Source organism: Streptomyces aurantiacus JA 4570, from assembly GCF_000414115.1.
GTDB lineage: Bacteria > Actinomycetota > Actinomycetes > Streptomycetales > Streptomycetaceae > Streptomyces > Streptomyces aurantiacus_A.
Map to the genome: position 1 here is coordinate 15,139 of NZ_AOPZ01000275.1, position 23,087 is coordinate 38,225.

Below are 23,087 nucleotides of genomic sequence, written 5' to 3' on the forward strand. Positions count from 1 at the left end.
CTCAGTTCTCTGCCTGGAGATTGTCGGCGTCGATCTGGTCGTCGAGCTTCTCGAGGCCCTTGCGCAGGTCGCTCTTGCCTCCGGCCTCCACGGAGTACGCGAGGTCCGCGAGCGAGACGATGTACGCGCCGCCGTTCGTGGACTGCGGGAGCGCCTGGCTGTGCTCGTTCTCCAGGATCTTGAAGAAAGTGCGGAAGCGCCTGTCGGCGTCCAGGCGGGGCGACTTGAGGGCCGCGAAGGTGGACGGCACGTTGTGGATGTCGTTGGCGAAGTCCACGACCTGGTTGGTGTTCGCCGTCAGGAAGCGCACCAGCTCCCAGGCGGCGTTCTGGTGCTTGCTGCTGTGCGCGATGCCGAGGACGGTGCCGGTGATGAAGCCGCGGCCGTAGGTGTCGGCCTGGTCGTCCGGCACGGGCAGCGGCGCCACGCCCCAGTCGAACTTGGCCTTGGCGTCCTTCAGCATCAGGCCGCGCCACTCGCCGTCGAGGTGCATCGCCAGCTTGCCGGTGAGGAAGGCGTTCTGGCCCGACATCTCGTCGCCGAAGGTGGAGCGGAACTTCTCCAGGTCGGCGTAGCCGCCCTGGGCCTTGATCAGCTCGTTGGTGGTCTTGAAGAAGTCGTACGTCTTGGGCTCGTCGGCGAGGTTCGACTTGCCGTCGGCGTCGAAGTACTCCGGGCCCCACTGCGCGAAGAGGCGGTCCGGGGCGTTCTGGTAGAGCCGGAAGTTCGGCATGAAGCCGACGCGCTTGTACGAGTCCTTGCCGCTGCGCACGGTCAGCTTCGCCGCGGCCTTCTTGAACTCCGACATGGTGCGCGGCGGGCGCTTGATGCCCGCCTCCTTGAAGGCGTCCTTGTTGTAGTACATGCCGAACGCGTCCGCGAGGAACGGCAGCGCGCACTGTTTGCCCTCGTAACTCGTGTAGTCGAGGAGGGTCTTGGGGAACGTCTTCTTCTTGTCGAGGCCGGTCTTCTTCATGAAGGGGTCGAGGTCGGCCCACATCCCCGAGTCGCAGTACTGCCCGACGTTGTTCGTCGTGAACGACGACACCACGTCGGGGGACTCGCCGCCGCCCGCCCGCAGGGCCTGGTTGATGGTGGCGTCGGTGACGTTGCCGGTCGCCTTCACATCGATGTTGGGGTGCAGCTTCTCGAACCGCCCGATGCTCTCGTTGATCGCCTCGACCTCGCCGGGGGCCGCCCAGCCGTGCCAGAACTTCAGCGTCACGGGCTTGGTCGGATCGTCTTCGGCGCTGCCGGTGCTCGGGTTGGCACAGCCGGACAGGAGCAGTCCGGCCGCGGTCAGGGCGGCGGGCACGCCGTTGCGTATGCGCCATCGGGGCATGGCGGACGTCCTTTGCGGGAGGCGGTGTCGGGGAGGGGGACGAACGGGGGTGCGGAAGGGCTCAGGCGGTGTCGAAGACGGTGTCGCGGGCCTGCGTGAGGGCGGTGCGCAGGGCGCCGGTGAGGATCGGGTCGCCGTCGAGCTCGCTGATGCGCAGGAGGGGACGCGGCAGGGCGAGGCCCGTCATCTCCTCCTTGACGCGAAGGCGCAGCTCCTCGCCGCCCGCCTGGGCCACCTGGCCGCACAGGACGACGAGTTCGGGGTCGACGACCGCCACGACCGCGGCGAGGCCGGTGGCGATGTGCCGGGCCAGCTCGTCGCGCTCGACGGGGTCGGCGAGCGCGTCGGTGAGCGGCTTGCCGCCCGCACGCTCGCGGACCACGGCCGCGGAGACGAGGCTCTCGAAGCCGCCCCGGTACGAGCCGGGCGTCCCGTCGGGGCCGCGCAGCAGCGGGGCGCCCGGCACCGGCATGTAGCCGATCTCGCCCGCGCCGCCGGTCGCGCCCCGAAGCAGCACGCCGCCGAGCACGATCGCGGCGCCCACGCCCTCGTCCAGCCAGGCGAGCACGAAGTCGTCGTTGTCCTGGGCCGCGCCCTCGTACTGCTCGGCGATGGCCGCGAGGTTCACGTCGTTCTCGATGGCCACCGGCGTGCCGAGCACCTCGGCCAGCTCGGCGCGCAGGGTGCGGGAGTGCCAGCCGGGCAGGTGCGGGGCGTAGCGGAGCCGGCCGTCGTGCGGGTCGATGGCGCCGGGCGTGCCGATGACGGTGGCGCGCAGGTCGTCGTGGCCGAGCCCGGCCCGGTCGAGGGCGCCGTCCACGGCCTCCACGACCAGCTGGGCGGTGCGGTGGCGTACGTCCTCGGCGACGGCGGCGGCCTCGATGCGCTGCCTGCCCACCTCGTGCCCCGTGATGTCGGCGACCAGGGCGGTGATGCCGGTGGGGTCCGCGGACAGGGCGGCGACGTGGCCGACGGCGGGGTCGATCTCGTACAGGACGGCGTTCGGGCCGGGGCGGCCGCTCTGGCGGCCCGTGGTGCGTACGAGTCCGGCCGACTCCAGGCGGCTGAGCAGCTGCGAGGTGGTGGGCTTCGAAAGGCCGGTCAGCTCGCCGATGCGGGTGCGGGTGAGCGGGCCGTGGGCGGCGAGCAGGTCGAGCGCGGCGCGGTCGTTCATGGCGCGGAGCACGCGGGGCGTGCCCGGCACGCCCGGAGACCCGTTGGATGGGGTGGTTCCAGCCATCGCTGACGACACCTGCCCTTCGGCTGCCCGCCTCCCTCACATCACTGTTAGGAAGGCTTCCTATTGGATGCGAGGAACGTAGGACGCCCCAGAGGGGCCGTCAAGGGCAAGTGGGCCTGCGGCAACCAAGTCGTTACCCGGAGAGTCCGGGTGGCCGCTACGGGGGCTCCGCCCCCGGACCCCCGTTATCGCCGCTCCGCGGCTCGTCCTCAAACGCCGGACGGGCTCGTCCTCAAACGCCGGACGGGCTGATTCCCCCTACTTCGACAGGTTCGGCGGCGGGGCTATCGGCGAGGCCGCCAGCGACTGCGGCGACGTCGACGAGGCGTACGCCGACGGCGCGGCCATGCCCGCGGTCGGGTCGGCCGGGGCCACGCCGCCGTCCGGCTGCACGGGCAGTCCGCCCACAAGGCGGATGCCCTCCGCGTCGAAGGCCCGCTTGATGCGCCACCGCAGCTCCCGCTCCACGCCGAGCGACTTGCCCGGCATGGTCTTCGCGGAGACCCGCACCACCATCTGGTCGATCAGTACGCTGTCCAGGCCGAGGACCTCGACCGGCCCCCACAGCTGCTCGTTCCACGGCTCGTCCTTGCCGAGCCGCTCGCCGACTTCGCCGAGCACCCGCTTGACCTTGTCCAGGTCCTCGTCCGGACGCACCGTCACATCGACGCCGGCCGTCGACCAGCCCTGGGAGAGGTTGCCTATGCGCTTGACCTCGCCGTTGCGGACGTACCAGATCTCGCCGTCGTCGCCGCGCAGCTTGGTGACGCGCAGCCCCACCTCGATGACCTCGCCGGAGGCCACCCCGGCGTCGATGGAGTCACCGACCCCGTACTGGTCCTCCAGGATCATGAAGACGCCGGAGAGGAAGTCCGTGACGAGGTTGCGGGCACCGAAACCGATCGCGACACCCGCGACACCCGCCGAGGCGAGCAGCGGCGCCAGATTGATCTGGAACGTGCCGAGGATCATCAGCGCGGCCGTGGCGAGGATCAGGAACGAGGCCACCGACCGCAGCACGGACCCGATGGCCTGCGAACGCTGCCGCCGCCGCTCCACATTGACCAGGAGCCCGCCGAGCGCGGTGCCGTCGACGGCCGACGCCGTGCGGTTCATGCGCTCGATCAGCTTGGTGATGGCCCGCCGCACGATCACGCGCAGGACCATCGCGATCACGACGATCAGCAGGATGCGCAGGCCGTTGGTGAGCCAGGTCGACCAGTTCTCCTCCACCCAGCTCGCGGCGTTGGTGGCGCTCTCCTGGGCGTCGTCGAGGGTGACGGGTTTGCGCGTCGGCGTCGGTGACGGGTCCGGGTCCGTTCCGGCGGCCGACAGGACGGACAGGAACACGGCTCGTACCTCCAGGCATAGCGGCCTGCCCAGGAGATGCACCGGGCAGACTCACCACACTAACGGGGCATTGTGTGCGGATCGTTGTCATGTTCGAAGGAGAGACGGTGCTCACCAGGCCCGGAACGATGGTGAAACGTGCCTGCGCCCAGGGTGTGGTCGAAAACACTTCAGGGCCGTTACCGGCACATGGTGGCGCTACGACCAGGCATGAGGGGAGACTGGCTACAGATCGTCCCGGCGCGAGCCACGCGCCGCCGGCGTAATAGGAGGCATCCGTGCCGCATGTCCTGGTCCTCAACGCGTCGTACGAGCCCCTCGGCGTCGTACCGCTCCGCCGCGCGCTCGTCCTCGTCCTCGAGAACAAGGCACTCTGCCTCGAGGAGTCCGGCGCCTTCATGCACAGCGCGACCCGCACCATCCCCGCACCCAGCGTGGTCCGGCTCAAGCGCTTCGTGCGGGTCCCCTACCGGGGGCCCGTTCCACTGACCCGCCGTGCCCTGTTCGCCCGCGACGGCGGCCGGTGCATGTACTGCGGTGGCGTCGCAACCAGCGTCGACCACGTCATTCCGCGCAGTCGCGGCGGTCAGCACGTCTGGGACAACGTGGTGGCGTCCTGCCGCCGCTGCAACCACGTCAAGGCCGACCGGCACCTCATGGAGCTCGGCTGGCGCCTGCGCCACAAACCCGCCCCGCCCTCGGGACTGGCCTGGCGCATCATCGGCACCGGGCACAGGGATCCGCGCTGGCTGCCGTACTTGCAGCCGTTCGGCGCGGATGACGCGATGGCCCGGATCGACGGCATTTCTGCCTAGGATCCGGGCTTTTGTGTGCCCCCGGGGTCACCGCCACGGGGGCTCCGCCCCCGGACCGGCACGCAGTCGGCACTTTCAGCCCGTCCGGCGATTGAGGACGAGGCCGGCGATTGAGGACGAGGCCGTTCAGGCCGATGGCGGGGGTCCAGGGGCCGAATTGTGACCAGCGCCACGTTCCCCGGCCGTATACGGATGCGCCCCACCGCAGTGGGTAGGGCTTCGGAACCGATGTCCGCGACCACGCCGCGGCCCCCGCGATCAAGGAGCCCCATGCCCGCCTCCGCGAACCTCCTCCTCTCCGCCCTGTCCAAACAGGTCTCGCACCCCGACTCCGGCCTCGACGGCTCCTGCTCCTGCGGCTGCCTGGAGCCGCCCCTCACCAGCGAGCCCCCGCTCGCCGACGCCGCCCCCCTCACCAGCGAGCCGTCCCTCATGGACGCCGCCCCCCTCACCAGCGAGCCCACCTCGACGGGCACGGCCGCGGGCCTGGACCCCATGGGGGTCTAGGTGACCCTGGCCCGGCTGGCCGCCCTGCACGGCGTGGCCACCTCCTACTCCCCGTCCCCGGACCGCACGGTCCAGGCATCGGAAGCCGCGGTCGTCGCGGCCCTCGCCGCGCTCGACGTCGACGCGAGCACGCCCGAGGCGGTGCGGGACGCGGTGGCAGCCCGCGAACGGGCCTTACGGGAACGCCTGTTGCCGCCCACCGTGGTCCTCTGGAAGGACGACGGCCCCGCTCCCGAGGGCCCCGGGCCCGCGCCCCCGGAAGCCCTCACTTCCCTCCCCCCGGGCACCCGCGTCACCGTGGAGACCGAGCAAGAGGGAACGCTCATCGACCTCACGGACGTCCCGGCGCCCCCCGATCTCCCCCTCGGCGTCCACCGCCTGCGCGCCACCGCCCCCGACGGCACCACCGGCGAAGCCCACCTCGTCGTCGCCCCGCGCCGCGCCCCCGCGCCACCACCCCGCACGTTCGGATTCCTCGTCCAGCTCTACTCCCTCCTCAGCCGCCACTCCTGGGGCATGGGCGACCTCGGCGACCTCGCGGAGCTGGCGTCGTGGTCGGGGCGGACGCTGGGGGCCGGATTCGTCCAGGTGAATCCGCTGCACGCGGCGGTGCCGAAGCCGCCGGACGGCGCGAGCGACCCGTCCCCGTACCGCCCCTCGTCCCGCCGCTTCCCGGACCCCGTGCACCTGAGGGTGGAGCACATCCCGGAGTTCGGCCGGCTCCGGGGCGAGGCCCGCGACCGCGCGGGGGTCTGCCTGGAGCGCGCCGCGGCACTGCGCCGGGCCGTCCTGCGCGAGGGCGCCCTCATCGACCGGGACGCCGTGTGGGAGCTCAAGGCGGCCGCCCTGGAGCTGATCCGCGACGTGCCGCTCGGTCCTGGCCGGTGCGCCGCGTACAGCGACTTCCTCGCCGAGCACGGCGAGGCCCTGGAGGACCACGCCACCTGGTACGCGCTCGCCGAGCGGTACGGACCCGACTGGCACGCCTGGCCCAGACCCCTGCAAGACCCCGCGTCCCCCGAAACCACCCGCGCCCGCACCGAGTTGATGGACCGCGTCGACTTCCACGAGCGCCTGGCCTGGCTCACCGACGAGCAACTCGCCGCCGCCCAGCGGTCCGCCCGCGACGCCGGGATGCCCGTCGGCCTCGTCCACGACCTGGCCGTCGGCGTCCACCCGGACGGCGCCGACGCCTGGGCGCAGCAGCGCCACTTCGCCGCGGGCATGTCCGCGGGCGCGCCCCCCGACGCCTTCAACGCGCGCGGGCAGGACTGGGGCCTGCCGCCGTGGCGCCCGGACCGGCTCGCCGAGTCCGGCTACGCCCCGTTCCGCGCCCTGCTGCGCGCGACGCTGCGGCACGCGGGCGCCGTGCGCGTCGACCACGTCATGGGGCTCTTCCGACTGTGGTGGGTGCCGAGCGGACGTACCCCCGTAGACGGAACGTACGTGCGTTACGACGCCGAAGCCATGCTCGCCGTCCTCGTCCTGGAGGCGCACCGCGCGGGCGCCCTCGTCATCGGCGAGGACCTGGGCACCGTCGAACCGGGCGTCCGCGAGGCGCTGCGCGAGCGCGGCGTGCTCGGCACGTCCGTGCTGTGGTTCGAGCGCGACTGGGACGGCGACGGCCTGCCGCTGCCGCCCGAGCGGTGGCGCGCCGACTGCCTCGCCACCGCCACCACCCACGACCTGCCGTCCACCGCCGCCCGCGTCACCGGCGCGCACGTGCGGCTCCGGCACGACCTGGGCCTGCTGACCCGCCCGCTCGCCGCCGAACGCGCCGAGGCCGCCGCCGACGTACGCGAATGGCTCGCCGTGATCTCCCGGCTCGGCCTGCTGCCGGGCGGCGGCGGGCGCGAGGAGGACGAGGTCCGCGCCGTGCACCGGTTCCTGCTCGCCACCCCGGCCCGCATGGTCGGCGTCTGGCTGCCCGACACCGTCGGCGACCGCCGCCCGCAGAACCTCCCCGGCACCTGGGACCAGTACCCGAACTGGCGGCTGCCCGTCGCCGACGCCGCCGGCCGCCCCGTCACCCTGGAGGACCTCGCCGCCTCGCCGCGCCTGCACGCCCTGCTGGAGGTCTTCGACGCGCTGCGGCCGCACCCGCCGCGCACGCGCTGAGGCGCCCCGTACGGCACCCCGGGCGCGCGGCCCGCGGAGCGGTTCGCTACGTTGGCACCGTGGACAAGAAGAACGCCCTGCGCGCCGGCGCCCTGGCTTCCGGTACGACGCTGATGATGCTGCTCATGACGTCCCCCGCGCTCGCGCTCACCCGCGACGACGGCGACGACCCGGGCCCCGGCCTGAGCGTGGTCGAGACACTCGGCCTCTACGTCGTCGCACCCATCGTGCTGTTCCTGGTCATCGCGGGTCTCGTGATGGTCGGCGACAAGTCCCGCAAGCAGCAGAAGCAGAGCTGACGGCGGGCCGGTCACCGGCTCCCCGCACACCTTTCCGCCGAGGGCGCTCCTCGGCCGCGTACGCACACGGAGAACCGTGTACGCGGCCCGGGAGCGCCCTCGGCGCGTTCACGCCGGCAACGGCGTCATGAGGTTTCGGCACCCGGCTGCGCGCCGGCGAGCAACTTCCGCAGCAGGGCGGCGAGCTGCGCCGTCTCCGCCTCGTCGAGACCGGCGGCCGTGAGCGCCGTGCGCTGCGCCTCAAGGCCCGCCACGACCGCCCGGTCGACCAGCTCCAGGCCCTTCTCCGTCAGCGTCACCTGAAGCGCCCGCCGGTCGCTCGGGTCGGGGGAGCGCCGGAGCAGCCCGGCGCGCTCCAGCTTGTCGAGCCGCCCGGTCATGCCGCCCGACGTCAGCATCAGCGTCGAGGAGAGCCGGCGCGGCGACAGCGTGTACGGCTCGCCGGAGCGCCGCAGCGTCGCGAGCACGTCGAACTCCCCGCGGGTGGTGCCCTGTTGGCGGTGCGCCTGCTCGACGCGGTCGGCCACGGCGTGCGAGATGCGGTAGACGCGACCGAAGACTTCCATGGGCGTGGTCTCCAGGTCGGGCCGGACCACGGCCCACTGCTCGACGATCGCGTCGACGGCGTCGGGGGCGGTCCCGGTGTCGGGGGTGGTGGCGTTCATGGGGGAATTATTCAGCGGAGATTGGAAGCTCGCAAGTAAGTCGCAACTAAGTGGGTTGACGATAAGTAGCTTAGAGCTAAGCTACTTACTGCTCAGCTTTCCTCGGGCAGCCCTTCCTTCGCGACCTCTTGGGGGACGTACGTCATGAAGCGCTCCACCGCCGTCCTGCTCACCGCCTACGCCCCCCTCACCTGGGGTTCCACCTACGCCGTCACGACCGAGTTCCTGCCCGCCGACCGCCCGCTCTTCACCGGCCTGATGCGGGCCCTGCCCGCCGGTCTCCTGCTGCTCCTGCTCGCCAGGCGGCTGCCGCGAGGGGAGTGGTGGTGGAAGTCGGCGGTCCTCGGGGCGCTGAACATCGGCGCCTTCTTCCCGCTGCTCTTCCTGTCCGCCTACCGCCTGCCCGGCGGCATGGCCGCGGTCGTCGGCTCGGTCGGCCCGCTCTTCGTCGCCGGACTCTCGGCGCTGCTCCTCGCCGACCGGCCGAGCCCGCGCACCCTGCTCACCGGGGCCGCCGCGGCGCTCGGCGTCAGCCTGGTCGTCCTCAAGGCGACCGGGGCCCTCGACGCGGTCGGCCTGCTCGCGGCCGTGGGGTCCACGGCGTCGATGTCGACGGGCACTGTGCTGACCAAGCGGTGGGGCCGCCCGGAGGGCGTGGGTCCGCTGGCGCTGACGGCCTGGCAGCTCACGGTCGGCGGGCTGCTCATCGCCCCCGTCGCCTTCCTGGCGGAGGGCGCGCCGCCCGCGCTCGACGGGCGCAACATCGCGGGCTACGTCTACCTCTCCCTGGCCGGCACGGCTCTCGCGTACTGGCTGTGGTTCCGCGGCATCGGCCACCTCAGCGCGACCCAGGCCAGCCTGCTCGGCCCGCTCTCGCCGCTGACGGCCGCGGTGATCGGCTGGGCCGCGCTCGGCCAGTCGCTGACGGCGGTGCAGGTGGCGGGGATGGCGATCGCGTTCGGCGCGACGGTGTTCGGCCAGCTCCGGCCGAAGCCGCAGGGTGCCGCCGACGTCCGCCCGGCCACTCCCGAATCATTCAGTTCAGCTTCAAAGACCGATCGTAAAGTTTCGATGGACCTGGATGTTGAGGAGGTGCGACGGTAAGCCGGTACGAGATCACGGAGGCCCCGCAGCCGGGGAGAGAGGCAAGGCGATATCAGTGGCGAGCGTCCTGGACCGGAGCGACGGCGTACGGAGTGGCACGGAAGGCGGGCGCACCGCTTCCCGCGGGCCGGGGCCGGGGGTGGGGCTCGGCGGCGGGCTCGCGCTCGCGGCGCTCGCCACCGTCGTCTGGTCGGGAAGCTTCGTCACCTCACGGGCCCTCGCCGACAGCGTCCCGCCCGTCCAGCACGCCTTCTGGCGCTGGATCATCGCCATCGCGGCCGTCGCCCCCTTCGCGCTCCGCCAGACCTGGCGCCAACGCGCGCTGCTGCGCGAGCACTTGGGCTTCCTGCTCGCTGCTTCCTTCCTCGGCGTCACCGTCTACAACACCCTGGTGAACCAGGCCGGAGTGACGACCACCGCGGGCAACATGGGCATGATCATGGCCGCTTCGCCCGTCCTCATGGCGGTGTACGAACGCCTCGGCGGGGCCCGGCTCGGGGCGCGCCGCGTCACGGGCATGCTCGTCGCCTGCGTCGGTGTGCTGCTCCTGGTCAGCGGCGGCTCGCTCGGCATGGAGCTGGCGGCGGGCGACCTGTGGGTGATCGGCGGGGCGGTCGCGTTCGGCTCGTACAGCGCGCTGCTGCGCCGCAGGCCCACGCAGATCTCCGGCCTGCCCTTCCTCTTCAGCACCTTCGTCCTCGGCGCGCTGATGCTGCTCCCGGTCTTCCTGGTCAGCCTCGTCGTCCAGGGCGGCTTCGAGCCGACGGCCGCGACGGTGTCCCCGCTCCTGTACGTGGGCGTGGTCTCCTCGGCGGTCGCCTTCTTCGCCTGGAACAAGGCGATCTCCGTCATCGGCGCGGCCCGCGCGGGCGTCGTCTACTACCTCCAGCCGGTGTGTGTGGCGCTGCTCTCCTTCGCGCTGCTCGGCGAGGGCATGGGGCGGCTGCAGGTGCTGTGCATGGGGCTGATCCTGGGCGGCGTGGTGCTCGGCTCGGCGGGCGGGAAGTGACCCCGGGCGCGTCGCCGGTACGTTGACGTCATGACCGAGTGGGACATCAAGAAGCTGCAGATCCTGCGCACCCTGAACGAGCGCGGGACCGTCACCGCCACGGCGCGGGCGCTCCTGATGACCCCCTCGGCCGTGTCGCAGCAACTGTCCAACCTCGCCAAGCAGGTGGGGGTGCCGCTCCTCGAAGCCCACGGGCGGCGGGTGCGGCTCACCGGCGCCGCGCGGCTCCTGCTGGTGCATGCCGACGCGGTGTTCGCCCAACTGGAGCGTGCTGACGCGGAGTTGGCCGCGTATGTGGGCGGGGTGACGGGGGAGGTGCGGGTGGGGGCGTTCTCCACGGCCGTGCCGGCGCTCGTGGTGCCGGCGGTACGGGCCCTGCGGGCCACGCGTCCCGGGGTCTCGGTGCGGGTGCGGGAGGCCGAGGCGGCGGAGGCGTACGAGTTGCTGGCCGCCGGGGACGTCGATCTCGCGCTGTCCCTCGCCGCGCAGGCGCCTCGGGGGGCGGACGGGCGGTTCACGCGGGTGCCGTTGCTGGCCGACCCGCTCGACGTCGCCCTGCCCGCCGGTCATCCGCTCGCCGACGCGGCGGACCTGCGTCTTGCCGATCTCGCCGCCGAGCCGTGGATCTTCGGGGGGTCCGGGCCCTGGTCGGAGATCACGCTGGCCGCGTGCGAGGCGGCCGGGTTCGTGCCCGAGCAGGCCCACAGTGCTGCCGGGTGGGAGGCGATTCTGGCGATGGTGGGGGCGGGGATGGGGGTCGCTCTGGTCCCGCGGATGGCCTCCGGCCGGGGTGGGGGTGTCGCCATGCGGTCGCTGGGCGCGGACCGCCCGAGCCGCCACGTGGTCGCCGCGGTCCGCCGGGGCGCGGAGGGGGCTCCCGCGGTCTCCCATGTCCTGGCCGCCCTGCGGGCCGCAGCCTGACCCGACCGGGGCCCGGCTTCATGGTTCCGGCACCGTGGCCCTGGGGGCGTCGGCCGCCCCTCCGCCCACATCACGGCCCCGTCGGCCTGGGCTGTGCCCACCCGTTCCGCCCTGCGGAACGATTGCCCACAGCGGGAGCGGCGGGCGGGGCGGGCTGCCCACAGCGGGAGCGGCGGGCGGGGCGGCTGCCCACAGCAGGAGCCGGAGCCGGTAGGGGCCGCGGAGCGGCGGGATGCTCACTTGCCGCAGACGCCATGCGGCCGCCGCCGCAGAGGCACACGCAGGTGCCGGAGTGCACGCGGACTGGGGGCGCCTCTGCCCGCCCCCGCCGCCGCAGTCGCCGACGGTGGGTGGCCCCCACCGGAGACGCCCACCCCGTGGTCGACTGGAAACGGGAAGGGGGTCCCCCCTGCTCTTTAAGAGCTTGGGGGAGGGTGGGAGATATTCGCCGCGGAGCGGCGGGGTTGGTGGGGGCGCCCGGCTCACCGTGAGGGGTGCAACGCCCGCCCCCGGCAAGGGGGTTCGGGGTGCCCGGAACGTGCCGGGCACCCCACCCCGTACAGAAGGGGCTACGCGTCGGCGGACTGGGCGCGCAGGGCCCGCTCGACCCCGGCGCGCGACTCAGTGATGAGTCGCCGCAACGCCGCCGTGGGCTCCGCGGCCTTCAGCCACGCGTCCGTGGCGTCCAGCGTGTCCTGGGACACCTGGAGCGCGGGGTACAGGCCGACCGCGACCTGCTGGGCCATCTCGTGGGAGCGGGACTCCCAGACGGACTTGACGGCGTCGAAGTACTTCCCCGTGTAGGCCGCGAGCAGCTCCCGCTGATCGGTCTGGACGAAGCCGGAGATCACCGCCTCCTGCACGGCGTTGGGCAGCTTGTCGGACTCGACGACGGACGCCCACGCCTCCGCCTTGGCGGCGGTGGTGGGCCGCGCGGCCCGAGCCGCGGCGGCGTGCCGCTCACCCGCGGCCGTCTTGTCCCGCTCGAACTCCGCGGCGATGCCCGCCTCGTCGAGCCGCCCGGTCGCGGCGAGCCGCGCCACGAACGCCCACCGGAGCTCGGTGTCCACGGCGAGGCCGTCGATGGACTCCGAGCCGTCAAGCAGGCCCTCAAGCAGCGCCAGTTCGGACTCCGTGCGGGCCGTGGCCGCGAAGGCCCGCGCCCACGCCAGCTGGTGGTCGCTGCCCGGCGCGGCGGCCCGCAGGTGCTCCAGGGTCGCCTCGGTCCACCGGGCGAGTGCCGCCTCGCGGCCCGCCGGGGCGGCGTACAGGTCCAGAGCCAGCTTCACCTGACGGTGCAGCGACTGGACGACGCCGATGTCGGACTCCTTGCCGATGCCCGAGAGGACGAGGGAGAGGTAGTCCCGCGTGGGGAGCTCGGCGTCGCGCGTCATGTCCCACGCCGACGCCCAGCACAGCGCCCGCGGCAGCGAGGCGTCGAAGTCGCCGAGGTGCTCCGTCACGAAGGCGAGCGAATCGGCGTCCAGACGGACCTTGGCGTACGACAGGTCGTCGTCGTTGAGGAGGATCACCGCCGGGCGGGGCCGCCCCACCAGCGCCTCCACCGCCGTCAGCTCGCCGTCCACGTCGAGTTCGACGCGGTCGGTGCGCACCAGCTTGCCGGTCGCGTCGTCAAGGTTGTAGAGGCCGATGGCGATGCGGTGCGGGCGCAGAGTCGGCTCACCCTTGGCGCCCGCGGGCAGCGCCGGGGCCTCCTGCTTCACGGCGAACGACGTGATCGTGCCGGACGAGTCCACGTCCACCACAGGGCGCAGCACGTTGATGCCCGCCGTCTCCAGCCACTTCTTCGACCAGGTCTTCAGGTCCCGGCCGCTGGTCTCCTCCAGGGCGCCGAGCAGATCGCTCAGCCGCGTGTTCCCGAACGCGTGCGCCTTGAAGTACTTCTGCACACCGTTGAAGAACTCGTCCATGCCGACGTACGCGACGAGCTGCTTCAGGACGCTGGCGCCCTTGGCGTAGGTGATGCCGTCGAAGTTGACGAGCACGTCGTCCAGGTCGCGGATGTCCGCCATGATCGGGTGCGTGGACGGCAGTTGATCCTGCCGGTACGCCCAGGTCTTCATGGAGTTCGCGAACGTCGTCCAGGAGTGCGGCCAGCGCGAGCCGGGGGCGTACGCCTGGCAGGCGATGGACGTGTAGGTCGCGAACGACTCGTTCAGCCAGAGGTCGTTCCACCACTCCATCGTCACGAGGTCGCCGAACCACATGTGCGCCAGCTCGTGCAGGATCGTCTCCGCGCGCGTCTCGTACGCGGCGTCGGTGACCTTGGAACGGAACACGTACTGGTCGCGGATCGTCACCGCGCCCGCGTTCTCCATCGCGCCCGCGTTGAACTCCGGCACGAAGAGCTGGTCGTACTTCTCGAACGGGTAGGCGTAGTCGAACTTCTCCTGGAACCAGTCGAAGCCCTGCCGGGTGACCGCGAAGATCGCGTCCGCGTCCAGGTACTCCGCGAGCGAGGGGCGGCAGTAGATGCCTAGCGGCACACTCTGCCCGTCCGGGCCCTCGTACGAGGAGTGCACCGAGTGGTACGGACCGACGATCAGGGCCGTGATGTACGTCGAGATGCGCGGGGTCGGCGCGAAGGCCCATACATTCGACTGGGGGCCCGAGGGCTCCGGGGTCGGCGAGTTGGAGACCACCGTCCAGCCCTCGGGCGCCTTCACGGTGAACCGGAACGTGGCCTTCAGGTCGGGCTGCTCGAACGAGGCGAAGACGCGGCGCGCGTCCGGGACCTCGAACTGCGTGTAGAGGTACGCCTGCTGGTCGACCGGGTCGACGAAGCGGTGCAGGCCCTCACCGGTGTTGGTGTACTCGCAGTCCGCGACGACCTTCAGCTCGTTCGCGCCCTCGTGCAGATGCCTCAGGGCGATCCGCGAGTCACGGAAGACGGCGGCCACGTCGAGGGCGTGCCCGTTCAGGACGACCTCGTGGACGGCGGGGGCGATCAGATCGATGAAGGTCTCGGCGTTCGCCTCGGCGGAGTCGAAACGGACCGTGGTCACCGACCGGTACGTCCCGCCCTCCTGCGCTCCGGAGAGGTCGAGATCGATCTCGTACGAGTCAACGGTGAGCAGCTTCGCCCGCTGCTGCGCCTCTTCGCGGGTCAGATTGGTGCCGGGCACGCGGTCATCTCCTCGGTACGACTTGCGAAGTTTTTGCGATGTTTCCGGCCATCCTTCCATGCGCCGCCGCGGCCCGCGCCGAGCCATTGTTCTCAGGTCGCGCGGCCGTTAGCATCCGCGCGTCGGCTCAGGCCAGGGAGCGGCCCGAAGCGGCTTGAAGCGGTCCGGAGCGGTGGAAGCGGTCGGGGGCAGATGTATATGGCAAGCGGTGTGCGGGGCGCGGGCGGGGCGCGCGGGTCGCGGCGTCCGGCACGGTTACGCGGCGCGCCGCTCTCCCGTGCGCCGTTGTTCCCCGGCCCGCGGACCCTCCGCGGGTCCGTGCCCGCCCTCGCCCTGCTGCTCGCGGCCGCCACCGCCGGCTGCGGCTCCTCCGGTGACTCCGACGGCGGCTCGGGCGACGGCAGGGGCCCGGAGAAGGCCCGGATCACCGTCGGCACCATGCCCGTCGCCGACACCGCGCCCCTGGAGATGGCGATGCGGAAGGGCTTCTTCAAGGCCGAGGGGCTCACCGTGCGCACGACCACGCTCAGCGGCGGCGCCGAGTCCGTCAGCCGCCTTCGCGCGGGCGCCCTCGACATCTCCTTCGGCAACTACGTCTCGTACTTCCTCGCGCACGCGAACAAGGCCATCGACGTACGGATCGTCGCCGACGCCTTCCAGTCCGCACCCCGTACGCACGCCGTCCTGGTGAAGAAGGACTCGCCGGTCAAGACCCTGAAGGACCTTGAGGACAAGAGGATCGGCGTCAACACCAAGCGGAACATCAGCGCCCTGCTCGTCAAGAAGGCGGGCAAGGCGGAGGGCGCCGCCTTCGACGACGACAAGAACTTCGCCGAGGTCGACATGCCGAACATGGAGACCGCGCTGAAGTCCGGCAGCGTCGACGCCGTGCAGGCCGTCGAGCCGTTCGTCAGCGCGATCGAGAAGTCCGGCACCGGCCGCGTCGTCGCCGACCTCGGCAAGCCGCCGACCGCGGGTTTCCCGATCGCCGGGTACGCGGCCACGGCGTCGTTCGCCGAGGAGAACCCGAAGACGGTCGCCGCCTTCCAGCGGGCCATGGCCCGCGCCCAGAAGCAGGCCGCCAACCGCTCGACCGTCGTCGAGGCACTCCCGGACTACACGAAGATCACCGCCGACCAGGCGGCCCAGCTCCACCTCGGCGGCTACCCCGTGGCTCTCGACCCGGCCCGGCTGCGCCGGGTGGTCGAGCTGATGCGCGAGTTCGGCTACCTGAAACGGGAGATCGACGTGGAGCCGCTGCTGGTGCGTACGGGGCCATGAGGGCATCACGGTGAAGCGGGACGCGCGCTCCGCTCCGGGCCTCGGCCCGGGGTCCGGGGCGCGCGCCCGCTCGCGCGCCCGCTCGCGCGCCGCATGGCTCGCGGGGCGCGGGTGGGGGCGGGCTCTGCTGGGGGCGGTCGGTGTCTGCGGTGCGCTGCTGGCCGTCGAACTCGTCGCCCGCAGCGGGGTGTTCGACGGGCAGGCGCTGCCGCCCGCCTCCTCCGTGCTCGCCCGCGCCGCCGAGATGGCCGTCGACGAGGGGTTCCTCGGTGATGTGTGGGTCACCGTTTCTGCCTGGCTCTCCGGGCTTGGGCTTGCGGTTCTTCTCGCCGTGCCCGCCGGGCTGTTGCTCGGGTCGCTGCCCCGGCTCGACACCGCCGCCCTCGCCGTCGTCGAGCTGGCCCGGCCCATTCCGTCCGTCGCGCTGATCCCGCTGGCGATTCTTGTGTTCGTCGAGCCCGATCGGGTGGAGCGGTCGCTCGTTTGTTACGCCGCGTTGTGGCCCATTCTCCTCAACACCCTGTACGGACTGCGGGACGTCGACCCCGTCGCCAAGGAGACGCTGCGGGCCTTCGGGTTCGGGGTGCTCGGGGTGCTGTGGCGGGTGTCGCTGCCGAGTGCCGGTCCCTTCGTGGTCACGGGGGTGCGGATCGCTGCTTCTGTGGGGTTGATCGTGGTGGTGAGTGCGGAGTTGCGGGCGGGTGGGGAGGGGGGACTCGGCGTTTATCTGCTGGAGACGCAGTCCGGGGGTGGGCGGCCGGATCTGATGGTGGCGGGGGCTTGTTGGGCGGGGGTGTTGGGGGTTGCGGCCAACGGTGGGCTGGGGTGGGTGGAGCGGAAACCGGGGGCTGCCGCCCCCGGGCCCCCGCATCGGCCTGGACGGCCTCGTCCTCAAACGCCGGACGGGCTGAAAGAACCGGGCGGGCTGAAAAGGTGAAGCGCGCCGAAAGGGCGGAGCGCGCCGGAAAGATGAAGCACGTCGCCCTCGCCCTCCTCGGCCGTTCCTGGCTGCTCGTACTCCTCGTGGCCGCCTGGGAGTTGGCCGCCCGGCGCGCCGGGGATCTGTACTTTCCGCCGCCTACGCGGATCGTGTCGGCGATGCGGGAGCTGTGGTGGTCGGGGCCGGCGTCCCGGCTGTGGCTGAGCGACCGGGCCGTCGACGACTTCGTACCGAGTCTCAGTCACCTGCTGCTCGGGTGGGCGCTCGCGGGGATCGTGGGGATCGCCGTGGGGGTCGTGATCGGGCTGTCGCGGATCGCGTACCTCGTCCTCGACCCGGTGCTGCAGTTCGGGCGCGCGGTGCCGCCGCCGACGCTCATCCCGTTCTTCATGGTCGCCTTCGGGCTCGGTACGTCCATGCAGCTCGCGGCCATCGTCTTCGGCGTGGTGTGGCCGGTGTTGCTCAACACCGCCGACGGGGTGCGGGCCGTGGAGCCCGTGCAGCTCGACTCGGCGCGGGTCTTCGGGCTCGGCGGGTTCGCCCGGCTCCGGTACGTCGTGCTGCCCGCGGCCGCGCCGAGGATCTTCGCGGGGCTGCGGGTCGCGCTCGGCTTCGCGCTGATCCTCATGGTCATCGCCGAGCTGATGGGGTCGGGCGACGGCATCGGGTCGCGGCTGAACGCCGCCGAGCGGGAGTTCCGGCCGGACCAGCTCTGGGCCGGGATCGTGCTCCTCGGCGCCCTCGGCTGCGTACTCAACGGACTGTTCCTGCTCGTCGAGCGGAAGGCGCTGGCCTGGCACCGGGGCGCGCGGCGGATGAGCACCTAGACCAACAGGATGCACGGGGCACACGGGGAACGGGCGCGGCCTTTGGGCACTCACATCACGTAGACCGACCGGCAGTTGGGCAGCAGGGGGACAGGGGGAACAGGGGATGCTGGAGATCGCGGGGCTCGGTCATCGGTACGACGACGGGCATCAGGCTGTCGCAGGAGTCGAACTGCACGTCGCGCGCGGCGAGCTGGTGAGCATCGTCGGGCCGTCCGGCTGTGGAAAGTCCACGCTGTTGCGGTGCGTCGCGGGGCTGCAGCGGCCGAGCGAGGGCCGGATAGCGGTCGGGGGCAGACCCGTCGACGGCGTGCCCGACGACCTCGCCGTCGTCTTCCAGGACTACACGCGCTCGCTGTTCCCGTGGCTGACCGTCCGGGACAACGTCGCCCTGCCGCTGCGCCGCCGCGGCCTCGCCCGCGCGCAGCGCCGCGAACAGGCTCTCGCCGCACTCGCGCAGGTCGGCCTCGACGGCGTCGCGGGGAAGTATCCGTGGCAGCTCTCCGGCGGCATGCAGCAGCGCGTCGCCATCGCCCGCGCGCTCGCGTACCGGCCCGCGCTGCTCCTGATGGACGAGCCGTTCGGCTCTGTGGACGCGCAGACGCGGGAGGACCTGGAGGATCTGCTCCTGTCGGTGCGCGGGGGCGCCGACCGGGGCGGGGGCTCCGAAGACCGCGGCGGGATGACCATCCTCCTCGTCACCCACGACATCGACGAGAGCGTGTACGTCGGCGACCGCGTCGTCGTCCTGACCGGCGCCCCCGGCCGCGTACACAGCGAGCTGCGCGTCGAACTGCCCGCGCCGCGCGACCAGATCGTCACGCGCGGCCTGCCGGAGTTCGTGAAGCTGCGCGCCGAGGTGGGGCGGGCGGTGCGGCGGCCATGAGCGCCAGGCACGCGGCACCCGCGACCAACACCGACGTACTGATCGCGGGCGCGGGCATCGGCGGGCTCACGGCGGCGCTGAGCCTGCACGCGATGGGGATCGGCGTGCGCATCGTCGAGCCGGTCCAGGTGCTGCGGCCCGTGGGCGTCGGCATCAACCTGCTGCCGCACGCGGTACGGGAGCTGACCGAACTGGGCCTCGGCGAGCAGCTCGCCGCGACCGCCGTGCCGACCGCCGAGATGGTCCACTACGACCGGCACGGCAACCGCATCTGGGGCGAGCCCCGCGGGCTCGCGCTCGGCTACCACTGGCCGCAGTACTCCCTCCACCGCGGCGCCCTGCAGCTGCTGCTCCTGGACGCGGTGCGGGAACGTCTCGGTGAGCGGGCCGTCGTGACCGGCACCTCGTTCGTGCGGTGTGCCGAGGCGGAGGGGCAGGGGCAGGGGCAGGTGCTTCCGGTGATCCTGCGGGACCTGGCGCGCGGGCGTGAGCACACCGTGCGGGTGCGGGCGCTGGTCGGGGCGGACGGTCTCTACTCGACGGTGCGCGCGCAGCTGCATCCGGGGGAGGGGCCACCGCTGTGGAGCGGCATCCGGATGTGGCGGGGCGTCGCCGAGTGGCACCCGGTGCTCGGCGGCCGCACCGTCGCCGTCGCCGGCAGCAACGCGCACGCCAAGCTCGTCGTCTACCCGATCTCGCGCGAGGCCGAGCAGCGGGGGCGCGCGCTGCTCAACTGGGTGGCGGAGGTGCGGTTTCCCGTCGAGCACGGGGGGATGCCCGGGACGGCCGACTGGAACCGCAGCGGGCGTCTTTCCGACGTCCTCCCGCACTTCGCCGGGTGGCGCATCGGCGACCTCGACGTGCCCGCGCTGTTCGCCGCGACCCGGCGGATCCTGGAGTACCCCATGGTCGACCGGGAGCCGCTGCCCTGGTGGGGCCGCGGCCCCGTCACCCTCCTCGGCGACGCCGCCCACCCCATGTACCCCGTCGGCTCCAACGGCGGCTCCCAGGCAGTCCTCGACGCACGGGTCCTCGCCCGCTGCCTCGCCGTCCACGACCCCGACCGGGTCGCCGGGCTGCGGGCGTACGAGGAGGTCCGCCGCGAAGCCACGTCCGCCCTGGTCCTCGCCAACCGCGGCATGCCCGCGGACCGCCTCCTCCAAGTCGTCGCCGAACGGGCCCCCGAGGGGTTCGACCGCGTCGAGGACGTGCTGACGGGGGAGGAGTTGGCGGAGCTGGACGCTGCTTACCGGTGGACGACCGGGACGGATGTGGCGGAGCTGAACGGGAGGGGGTCGTGGGGGGCGTAGGCCCTGCGGGGCATTCCCCGGTCCCGCCCCCTTCCCGAAACTGGGGGCTCTGCCCCCAGACCTCTGCCCCCAGACCCCCGCTCCTCAAACGCCGGAGGGGCCGAAAATCAGCCCGTCCGGTTGGGTAGTCCACGTCCGGAAACCGCCAGCCGGAACGGTCGCGCACGCGCGAACCTGGCCCCATGAGCACCGCATTCACACCACGCGCCATCGACCCCGACACCCTCAAGCAGCTCCGCGACACCGACGACGCGGGGCGCCCCTGCGTCTCGTACACCGACCCGGAGGGCGGCGACCCGCTGCGCTGCTGTCTTCGCCCCGTCCGCGAGGGCGAGCGCGTCGCGCTCGTCTCGTACGCCCCCCTCCGCCGCTGGGCGGCGGAAACCGGCGCCGAGCCGGGGGCGTACGACGAGCAGGGGCCGGTGTTCATCCACGCGGACCCGTGCGAAGGGCCCGAGCCGGCGGGGACGCGGGACGAGTACCCGTTCGTCCGGGCGGGCGCGCTGCGTACGTTCCGTCGCTACAGCGCCGAGGGACGCATCGTCGGCGGGCGGCTCCTCGAGATCCCGGAGGACACCACGGCGGGCTTCGACGCGGCCTTCGCCGAGGCGTTCGCAGAGCCGGAGGTCGCCCTCGTACACGTACGGGCGGTGGAGTACGGCTGCTTCCACTTCGAGGTGCGCCGCCCGGAGTGAACCTCAGGCGGCCGGCGTCTCCACGACGTCGGTCGCCCCCGTCACCGCCCGCGCGAACGCCCGCACCCGCTCCGTCTCGCCGTCCCGGTGCCACACCATCCCGAGCACCGAGTCCGGCAGCCCCTCCACGGGCACGAACACGACGTCCCGCCGCCCGTGATACTCCGCCGTCGGCCGGCACAACAGCATCGCGCCCCGGTCCGCCGCGACCAGCGTCAGGCCCTCCTGGAGCGTGCGGACGGCGGGCGCGGGCACCGTCGAGGGGGCGTGCGCCTCGCGCCAGTACGCGGGCGCCGGCGCCGTCGCCGCGATCAGGGGGGTGCCGGTGAGCTCGGCGGCGGCGAGGGACGCACGGGACGCGAAGGGGTGCCGTACGGACACCGCCACCGTCTGCTGCTGGCGCGAGAAGAGCGGGCCAAGGACCAGGTCGGGCTCCGCCACCGGAAGCAGCACGATCGCCGCGTCCACCTCACCGCGGCGCACCGCCCCGAACGGATCCGCGAAGGGCACCTCCGCGATCTCCGCGACGCAGCCGGGATGCCCCTGCTGGAACGCCGTGATCGCCGCCATCAGACGCGCGTCCGCCGTCCCCTGGAAGCCGATCCTGATCCGGCCCGCCACCCCGCGCGCCGACTCCCGGGCCCGCTCCACGACCCCCGCCAACTCGGCGTACGCCGGGGCCAGTTCCGCGTGAAATCGCTCACCGAGCGGGGTCAGCCGCACCCGTCGGCTCGTACGCTCCACAAGGCGGGCGCCGACCCGCTGCTCCAGGGCGGCCAGGAGCTGGCTCACCCGGCTCTGCGAGACGTACAGGCGCTCGCCCGCCCGGCCGAAGTGCAACTCCTCCGCCAGGACGAGGAAGCACTCCAGCTCCCGTATCTCGACACCGCTCATGCCCGTACGCCCCCGGAACCCGTCGATCGATCAGCCACGCTCATTCAAGGATGAGGATTCCGCCGTTGTTCCCGGTGACCGCTCGGGCGTTGTGTGGAGGCCATGGAAACCGTGACCACAACCGCGCCCGCCCCCACCGGACGGCGGACCCTGCCGCTGTCCGTCCTCGCCGTCGCGGCCGCCACCTTCTCTGTCGTCACCACGGAAATGCTGCCCGTGGGACTGCTCACCTCCCTCGCCTCGGGGCTGCGCGTCTCCGACGGCACCGCCGGGCTCACCGTCACCGTGCCCGGCCTCGTCGCGGCCCTCGCCGCGCTGCTGCTGCCCGTCGCCGTGCGCCGCGCGGACCGGCGCGCCGTGCTGTGCGGGCTCATGCTGCTGCTCGGCGCCGCCAACCTGGTCTCGGCGCTCGCGCCGTCCTTCGCGGTGCTGCTCGGCGCGCGGATCGTCGTCGGGCTGTGCATCGGCGGCGTCTGGGCCGTCGCGGCCTCCCTCGCGGTACGTCTCGTCCGCACCGAGTCCGTCGGGCGGGCCACCGCCGTGATCTTCAGCGGGATAGCCGTGGCGTCCGTCCTCGGCGTGCCCGCGGGCACCTTCCTCGGTGAACTCACGGGCTGGCGCTGGGCGTTCGGGGCCGTCGCCGCGCTCGGCCTCGCCGTCGCCGCGCTGCTCGCCGCCGTGCTGCCGCCGCTCCCCGCCGACGAGCCGGTGCGGCTCGGCGTGTTCCCGGAGCTGCTGCGGCTGCCCCGGCTGCGGGTCGGCCTGATCGCCGTGGCGCTGCTCGTGGTGGGGCACTTCACCGCGTACACCTATGTGCGGCCGGTCCTGGAGCGGGTGCCGGACCTGGGGGCGGGGCTCGTCAGCGGGCTGCTGCTCGCCTACGGCGTCGCCGGGATCGCCGGCAACTTCCTGGGCGGCTCGCTCGCGGCCCGCGACCCGCGCCGGGCGCTCCTCGTGATCTCGGCGGCCCTCGCGGGCGTGGTGCTCCTGATGGGACCGGCCGGGGGCTCCCTCGCCGCGACCGTCGTGCTCCTGGTCGCCTGGGGGCTCGCCTACGGCGGCGTCTCCGTGTCCTCGCAGAACTGGGTGATGGCGGCCGCGCCGCGCGCCCGGGAGGCGGCGTCCGCGCTGTTCGCCGGGGTGTTCAACGCCGCCATCGCGCTGGGCGCGCTGGCCGGGGGCCGGGTCGCCGACGGCATCGGGGTGACCGACGTGCTGTGGGTCGGCGGCGGGCTCGCGGTGCTCGCGCTGGGGGTGGTGGTGCTTGCGGGGCGGGGGAAGCAGTGACGCCCCGGGCCCCGACGCCTTCCGCGCCGAACGGCAGCCGCGCCCGCACGGATCTGGTCGGGATCCGTGCGGGCGCGGTGGTGTCCCGGCCTGAGCGCGTCAGGTCAGGGGGCCAGGCAAGCCGTGCCCGGGACTTCCGCGGGCAGGCCCGGGCTGGCCGGGTCGATGAGGCTCGTGACGTCCCCGGCGGCCTGGGCCAGGCAGTCGACGGTTCCTACCGGGTCCGGTACGGCGCTCGCCGGGGCGGCGAGCGCGCCGACGAGCGTGAGGGTTCCGACGGCCATGGTGGCCATGGCGGCGATACGACGCATGAAATTCCCTTGTGTGTGGTGCGGTTGAGGCACCGGAGTACTGCCCGGACACGCCCGGGACACATGCGCGGTTTCACTCATCCGTGGCTGCTGAAACGATCCCCCGCGACCTGGAGGTTTCCCTCCCGGCCGCGCGTCGG

The 23,087-nt window shown here is 72.8% G+C and carries 21 protein-coding genes; 14 read left to right on the forward strand and 7 right to left on the reverse strand.

What is annotated here, in order from left to right:
• Position 1 precedes the first annotated feature (1 nt).
• From STRAU_RS24960 to STRAU_RS24970, 3 genes are all read right to left on the reverse strand, one after another.
• Positions 2-1,342, reverse strand: a complete 1,341-nt coding sequence (locus tag STRAU_RS24960; protein ID WP_037661734.1) for an ABC transporter substrate-binding protein — start codon at positions 1,340-1,342, stop codon at positions 2-4.
• Positions 1,343-1,403: 61 nt separating this feature from the next.
• Positions 1,404-2,582, reverse strand: coding sequence for an ROK family transcriptional regulator (locus STRAU_RS24965; RefSeq protein WP_037661736.1), 1,179 nt, complete (start codon positions 2,580-2,582; stop codon positions 1,404-1,406).
• Between the two features lie 258 nt (positions 2,583-2,840).
• Positions 2,841-3,932, reverse strand: coding sequence for a mechanosensitive ion channel family protein (locus tag STRAU_RS24970; RefSeq protein ID WP_016643170.1), 1,092 nt, complete (start codon positions 3,930-3,932; stop codon positions 2,841-2,843).
• Between the two features lie 278 nt (positions 3,933-4,210).
• Here STRAU_RS24970 and STRAU_RS24975 point away from each other — a divergent pair, with 278 nt between their 5' ends.
• From STRAU_RS24975 to STRAU_RS24990, 4 genes are all read left to right on the forward strand, one after another.
• Positions 4,211-4,747 carry an HNH endonuclease gene (locus STRAU_RS24975; RefSeq protein ID WP_016643171.1) on the forward strand — a complete coding sequence of 179 codons (537 nt, stop codon included), beginning with the start codon at positions 4,211-4,213 and terminating at the stop codon, positions 4,745-4,747.
• 270 nt (positions 4,748-5,017) lie between these two features.
• Positions 5,018-5,254, forward strand: a complete 237-nt coding sequence (locus STRAU_RS41670; RefSeq protein ID WP_016643172.1) for a hypothetical protein — start codon at positions 5,018-5,020, stop codon at positions 5,252-5,254.
• On the forward strand, positions 5,255-7,372 hold the full coding sequence (malQ, locus tag STRAU_RS24985) for a 4-alpha-glucanotransferase (protein WP_016643173.1): 2,118 nt from the start codon (positions 5,255-5,257) through the stop codon (positions 7,370-7,372).
• Between the two features lie 59 nt (positions 7,373-7,431).
• Entirely contained in the window at positions 7,432-7,671 is a 240-nt protein-coding gene (locus STRAU_RS24990; protein ID WP_016643174.1) for a hypothetical protein, read from the forward strand.
• A 125-nt stretch (positions 7,672-7,796) separates the two neighbouring features.
• On the opposite strand, the gene STRAU_RS24995 is transcribed toward STRAU_RS24990, so the two are convergent.
• Positions 7,797-8,336: a MarR family winged helix-turn-helix transcriptional regulator gene (locus STRAU_RS24995; RefSeq protein WP_016643175.1), complete on the reverse strand. Its 540-nt coding sequence runs from the start codon at positions 8,334-8,336 to the stop codon at positions 7,797-7,799.
• Positions 8,337-8,480: 144 nt separating this feature from the next.
• Between STRAU_RS24995 and STRAU_RS25000 the strand changes: the two genes are divergently transcribed.
• From STRAU_RS25000 to STRAU_RS25010, 3 genes are all read left to right on the forward strand, one after another.
• Positions 8,481-9,440, forward strand: coding sequence for an EamA family transporter (locus STRAU_RS25000; RefSeq protein WP_016643176.1), 960 nt, complete (start codon positions 8,481-8,483; stop codon positions 9,438-9,440).
• A gap of 139 nt (positions 9,441-9,579) precedes the next feature.
• Positions 9,580-10,449 (forward strand): DMT family transporter, encoded by an 870-nt coding sequence (locus tag STRAU_RS25005; RefSeq protein WP_016643177.1) that lies wholly within the window; start codon positions 9,580-9,582, stop codon positions 10,447-10,449.
• Positions 10,450-10,479: 30 nt separating this feature from the next.
• Positions 10,480-11,370 (forward strand): LysR family transcriptional regulator, encoded by an 891-nt coding sequence (locus tag STRAU_RS25010; RefSeq protein WP_016643178.1) that lies wholly within the window; start codon positions 10,480-10,482, stop codon positions 11,368-11,370.
• Positions 11,371-11,939: 569 nt separating this feature from the next.
• Here the strand turns inward: STRAU_RS25010 and pepN are convergent.
• Entirely contained in the window at positions 11,940-14,516 is a 2,577-nt protein-coding gene (gene pepN, locus STRAU_RS25015) for an aminopeptidase N (RefSeq protein ID WP_016643179.1), read from the reverse strand.
• 318 nt (positions 14,517-14,834) lie between these two features.
• Here pepN and STRAU_RS25020 point away from each other — a divergent pair, with 318 nt between their 5' ends.
• The 6 genes from STRAU_RS25020 (at position 14,835) to STRAU_RS25045 (ending at position 20,455) form a co-directional block, all read left to right on the forward strand.
• The gene (locus tag STRAU_RS25020; RefSeq protein WP_016643180.1) at positions 14,835-15,797 is read left to right on the forward strand and encodes an ABC transporter substrate-binding protein; all 963 of its coding nucleotides are present in this window, start codon (positions 14,835-14,837) and stop codon (positions 15,795-15,797) included.
• A 10-nt stretch (positions 15,798-15,807) separates the two neighbouring features.
• Positions 15,808-16,734: an ABC transporter permease gene (locus STRAU_RS25025; RefSeq protein WP_016643181.1), complete on the forward strand. Its 927-nt coding sequence runs from the start codon at positions 15,808-15,810 to the stop codon at positions 16,732-16,734.
• A 32-nt stretch (positions 16,735-16,766) separates the two neighbouring features.
• Positions 16,767-17,564, forward strand: a complete 798-nt coding sequence (locus tag STRAU_RS25030) for an ABC transporter permease (protein ID WP_016643182.1) — start codon at positions 16,767-16,769, stop codon at positions 17,562-17,564.
• A gap of 106 nt (positions 17,565-17,670) precedes the next feature.
• Positions 17,671-18,450: an ABC transporter ATP-binding protein gene (locus STRAU_RS25035; RefSeq protein WP_016643183.1), complete on the forward strand. Its 780-nt coding sequence runs from the start codon at positions 17,671-17,673 to the stop codon at positions 18,448-18,450.
• On the forward strand, positions 18,447-19,760 hold the full coding sequence (locus STRAU_RS25040; protein WP_016643184.1) for a flavin-dependent oxidoreductase: 1,314 nt from the start codon (positions 18,447-18,449) through the stop codon (positions 19,758-19,760). Before STRAU_RS25035 ends, STRAU_RS25040 begins: the two co-directional genes overlap by 4 nt.
• A 182-nt stretch (positions 19,761-19,942) precedes the next feature.
• Positions 19,943-20,455: a DUF1203 domain-containing protein gene (locus STRAU_RS25045; protein ID WP_016643185.1), complete on the forward strand. Its 513-nt coding sequence runs from the start codon at positions 19,943-19,945 to the stop codon at positions 20,453-20,455.
• Positions 20,456-20,458: 3 nt separating this feature from the next.
• On the opposite strand, the gene STRAU_RS25050 is transcribed toward STRAU_RS25045, so the two are convergent.
• The gene (locus STRAU_RS25050; protein ID WP_016643186.1) at positions 20,459-21,349 is read right to left on the reverse strand and encodes a LysR family transcriptional regulator; all 891 of its coding nucleotides are present in this window, start codon (positions 21,347-21,349) and stop codon (positions 20,459-20,461) included.
• Positions 21,350-21,451: 102 nt separating this feature from the next.
• Here STRAU_RS25050 and STRAU_RS25055 point away from each other — a divergent pair, with 102 nt between their 5' ends.
• Positions 21,452-22,636 carry an MFS transporter gene (locus tag STRAU_RS25055; protein WP_037661739.1) on the forward strand — a complete coding sequence of 395 codons (1,185 nt, stop codon included), beginning with the start codon at positions 21,452-21,454 and terminating at the stop codon, positions 22,634-22,636.
• Between the two features lie 104 nt (positions 22,637-22,740).
• Here STRAU_RS25055 and STRAU_RS25060 read toward each other — a convergent pair whose 3' ends face one another.
• Positions 22,741-22,947, reverse strand: a complete 207-nt coding sequence (locus STRAU_RS25060) for a hypothetical protein (RefSeq protein WP_016643188.1) — start codon at positions 22,945-22,947, stop codon at positions 22,741-22,743.
• Positions 22,948-23,087 lie beyond the last annotated feature (140 nt).

What these genes read in the sequence shown, in the direction of transcription:
- STRAU_RS24960 (WP_037661734.1), bottom strand. Translation starts at nt 1,342, where the DNA reads ATGCCCCGATGGCGCATACGCAACGGCGTGCCCGCCGCCCTGACCGCG.
- STRAU_RS24965 (WP_037661736.1), bottom strand. Translation starts at nt 2,582, where the DNA reads ATGGCTGGAACCACCCCATCCAACGGGTCTCCGGGCGTGCCGGGCACG.
- STRAU_RS41670 (WP_016643172.1), top strand. Translation starts at nt 5,018, where the DNA reads ATGCCCGCCTCCGCGAACCTCCTCCTCTCCGCCCTGTCCAAACAGGTC.
- STRAU_RS24995 (WP_016643175.1), bottom strand. Translation starts at nt 8,336, where the DNA reads ATGAACGCCACCACCCCCGACACCGGGACCGCCCCCGACGCCGTCGAC.
- STRAU_RS25000 (WP_016643176.1), top strand. Translation starts at nt 8,481, where the DNA reads ATGAAGCGCTCCACCGCCGTCCTGCTCACCGCCTACGCCCCCCTCACC.
- STRAU_RS25010 (WP_016643178.1), top strand. Translation starts at nt 10,480, where the DNA reads ATGACCGAGTGGGACATCAAGAAGCTGCAGATCCTGCGCACCCTGAAC.
- STRAU_RS25030 (WP_016643182.1), top strand. Translation starts at nt 16,767, where the DNA reads ATGAAGCACGTCGCCCTCGCCCTCCTCGGCCGTTCCTGGCTGCTCGTA.
- STRAU_RS25035 (WP_016643183.1), top strand. Translation starts at nt 17,671, where the DNA reads ATGCTGGAGATCGCGGGGCTCGGTCATCGGTACGACGACGGGCATCAG.
- STRAU_RS25040 (WP_016643184.1), top strand. Translation starts at nt 18,447, where the DNA reads ATGAGCGCCAGGCACGCGGCACCCGCGACCAACACCGACGTACTGATC.
- STRAU_RS25045 (WP_016643185.1), top strand. Translation starts at nt 19,943, where the DNA reads ATGAGCACCGCATTCACACCACGCGCCATCGACCCCGACACCCTCAAG.
- STRAU_RS25050 (WP_016643186.1), bottom strand. Translation starts at nt 21,349, where the DNA reads ATGAGCGGTGTCGAGATACGGGAGCTGGAGTGCTTCCTCGTCCTGGCG.
- STRAU_RS25055 (WP_037661739.1), top strand. Translation starts at nt 21,452, where the DNA reads ATGGAAACCGTGACCACAACCGCGCCCGCCCCCACCGGACGGCGGACC.
- STRAU_RS25060 (WP_016643188.1), bottom strand. Translation starts at nt 22,947, where the DNA reads ATGCGTCGTATCGCCGCCATGGCCACCATGGCCGTCGGAACCCTCACG.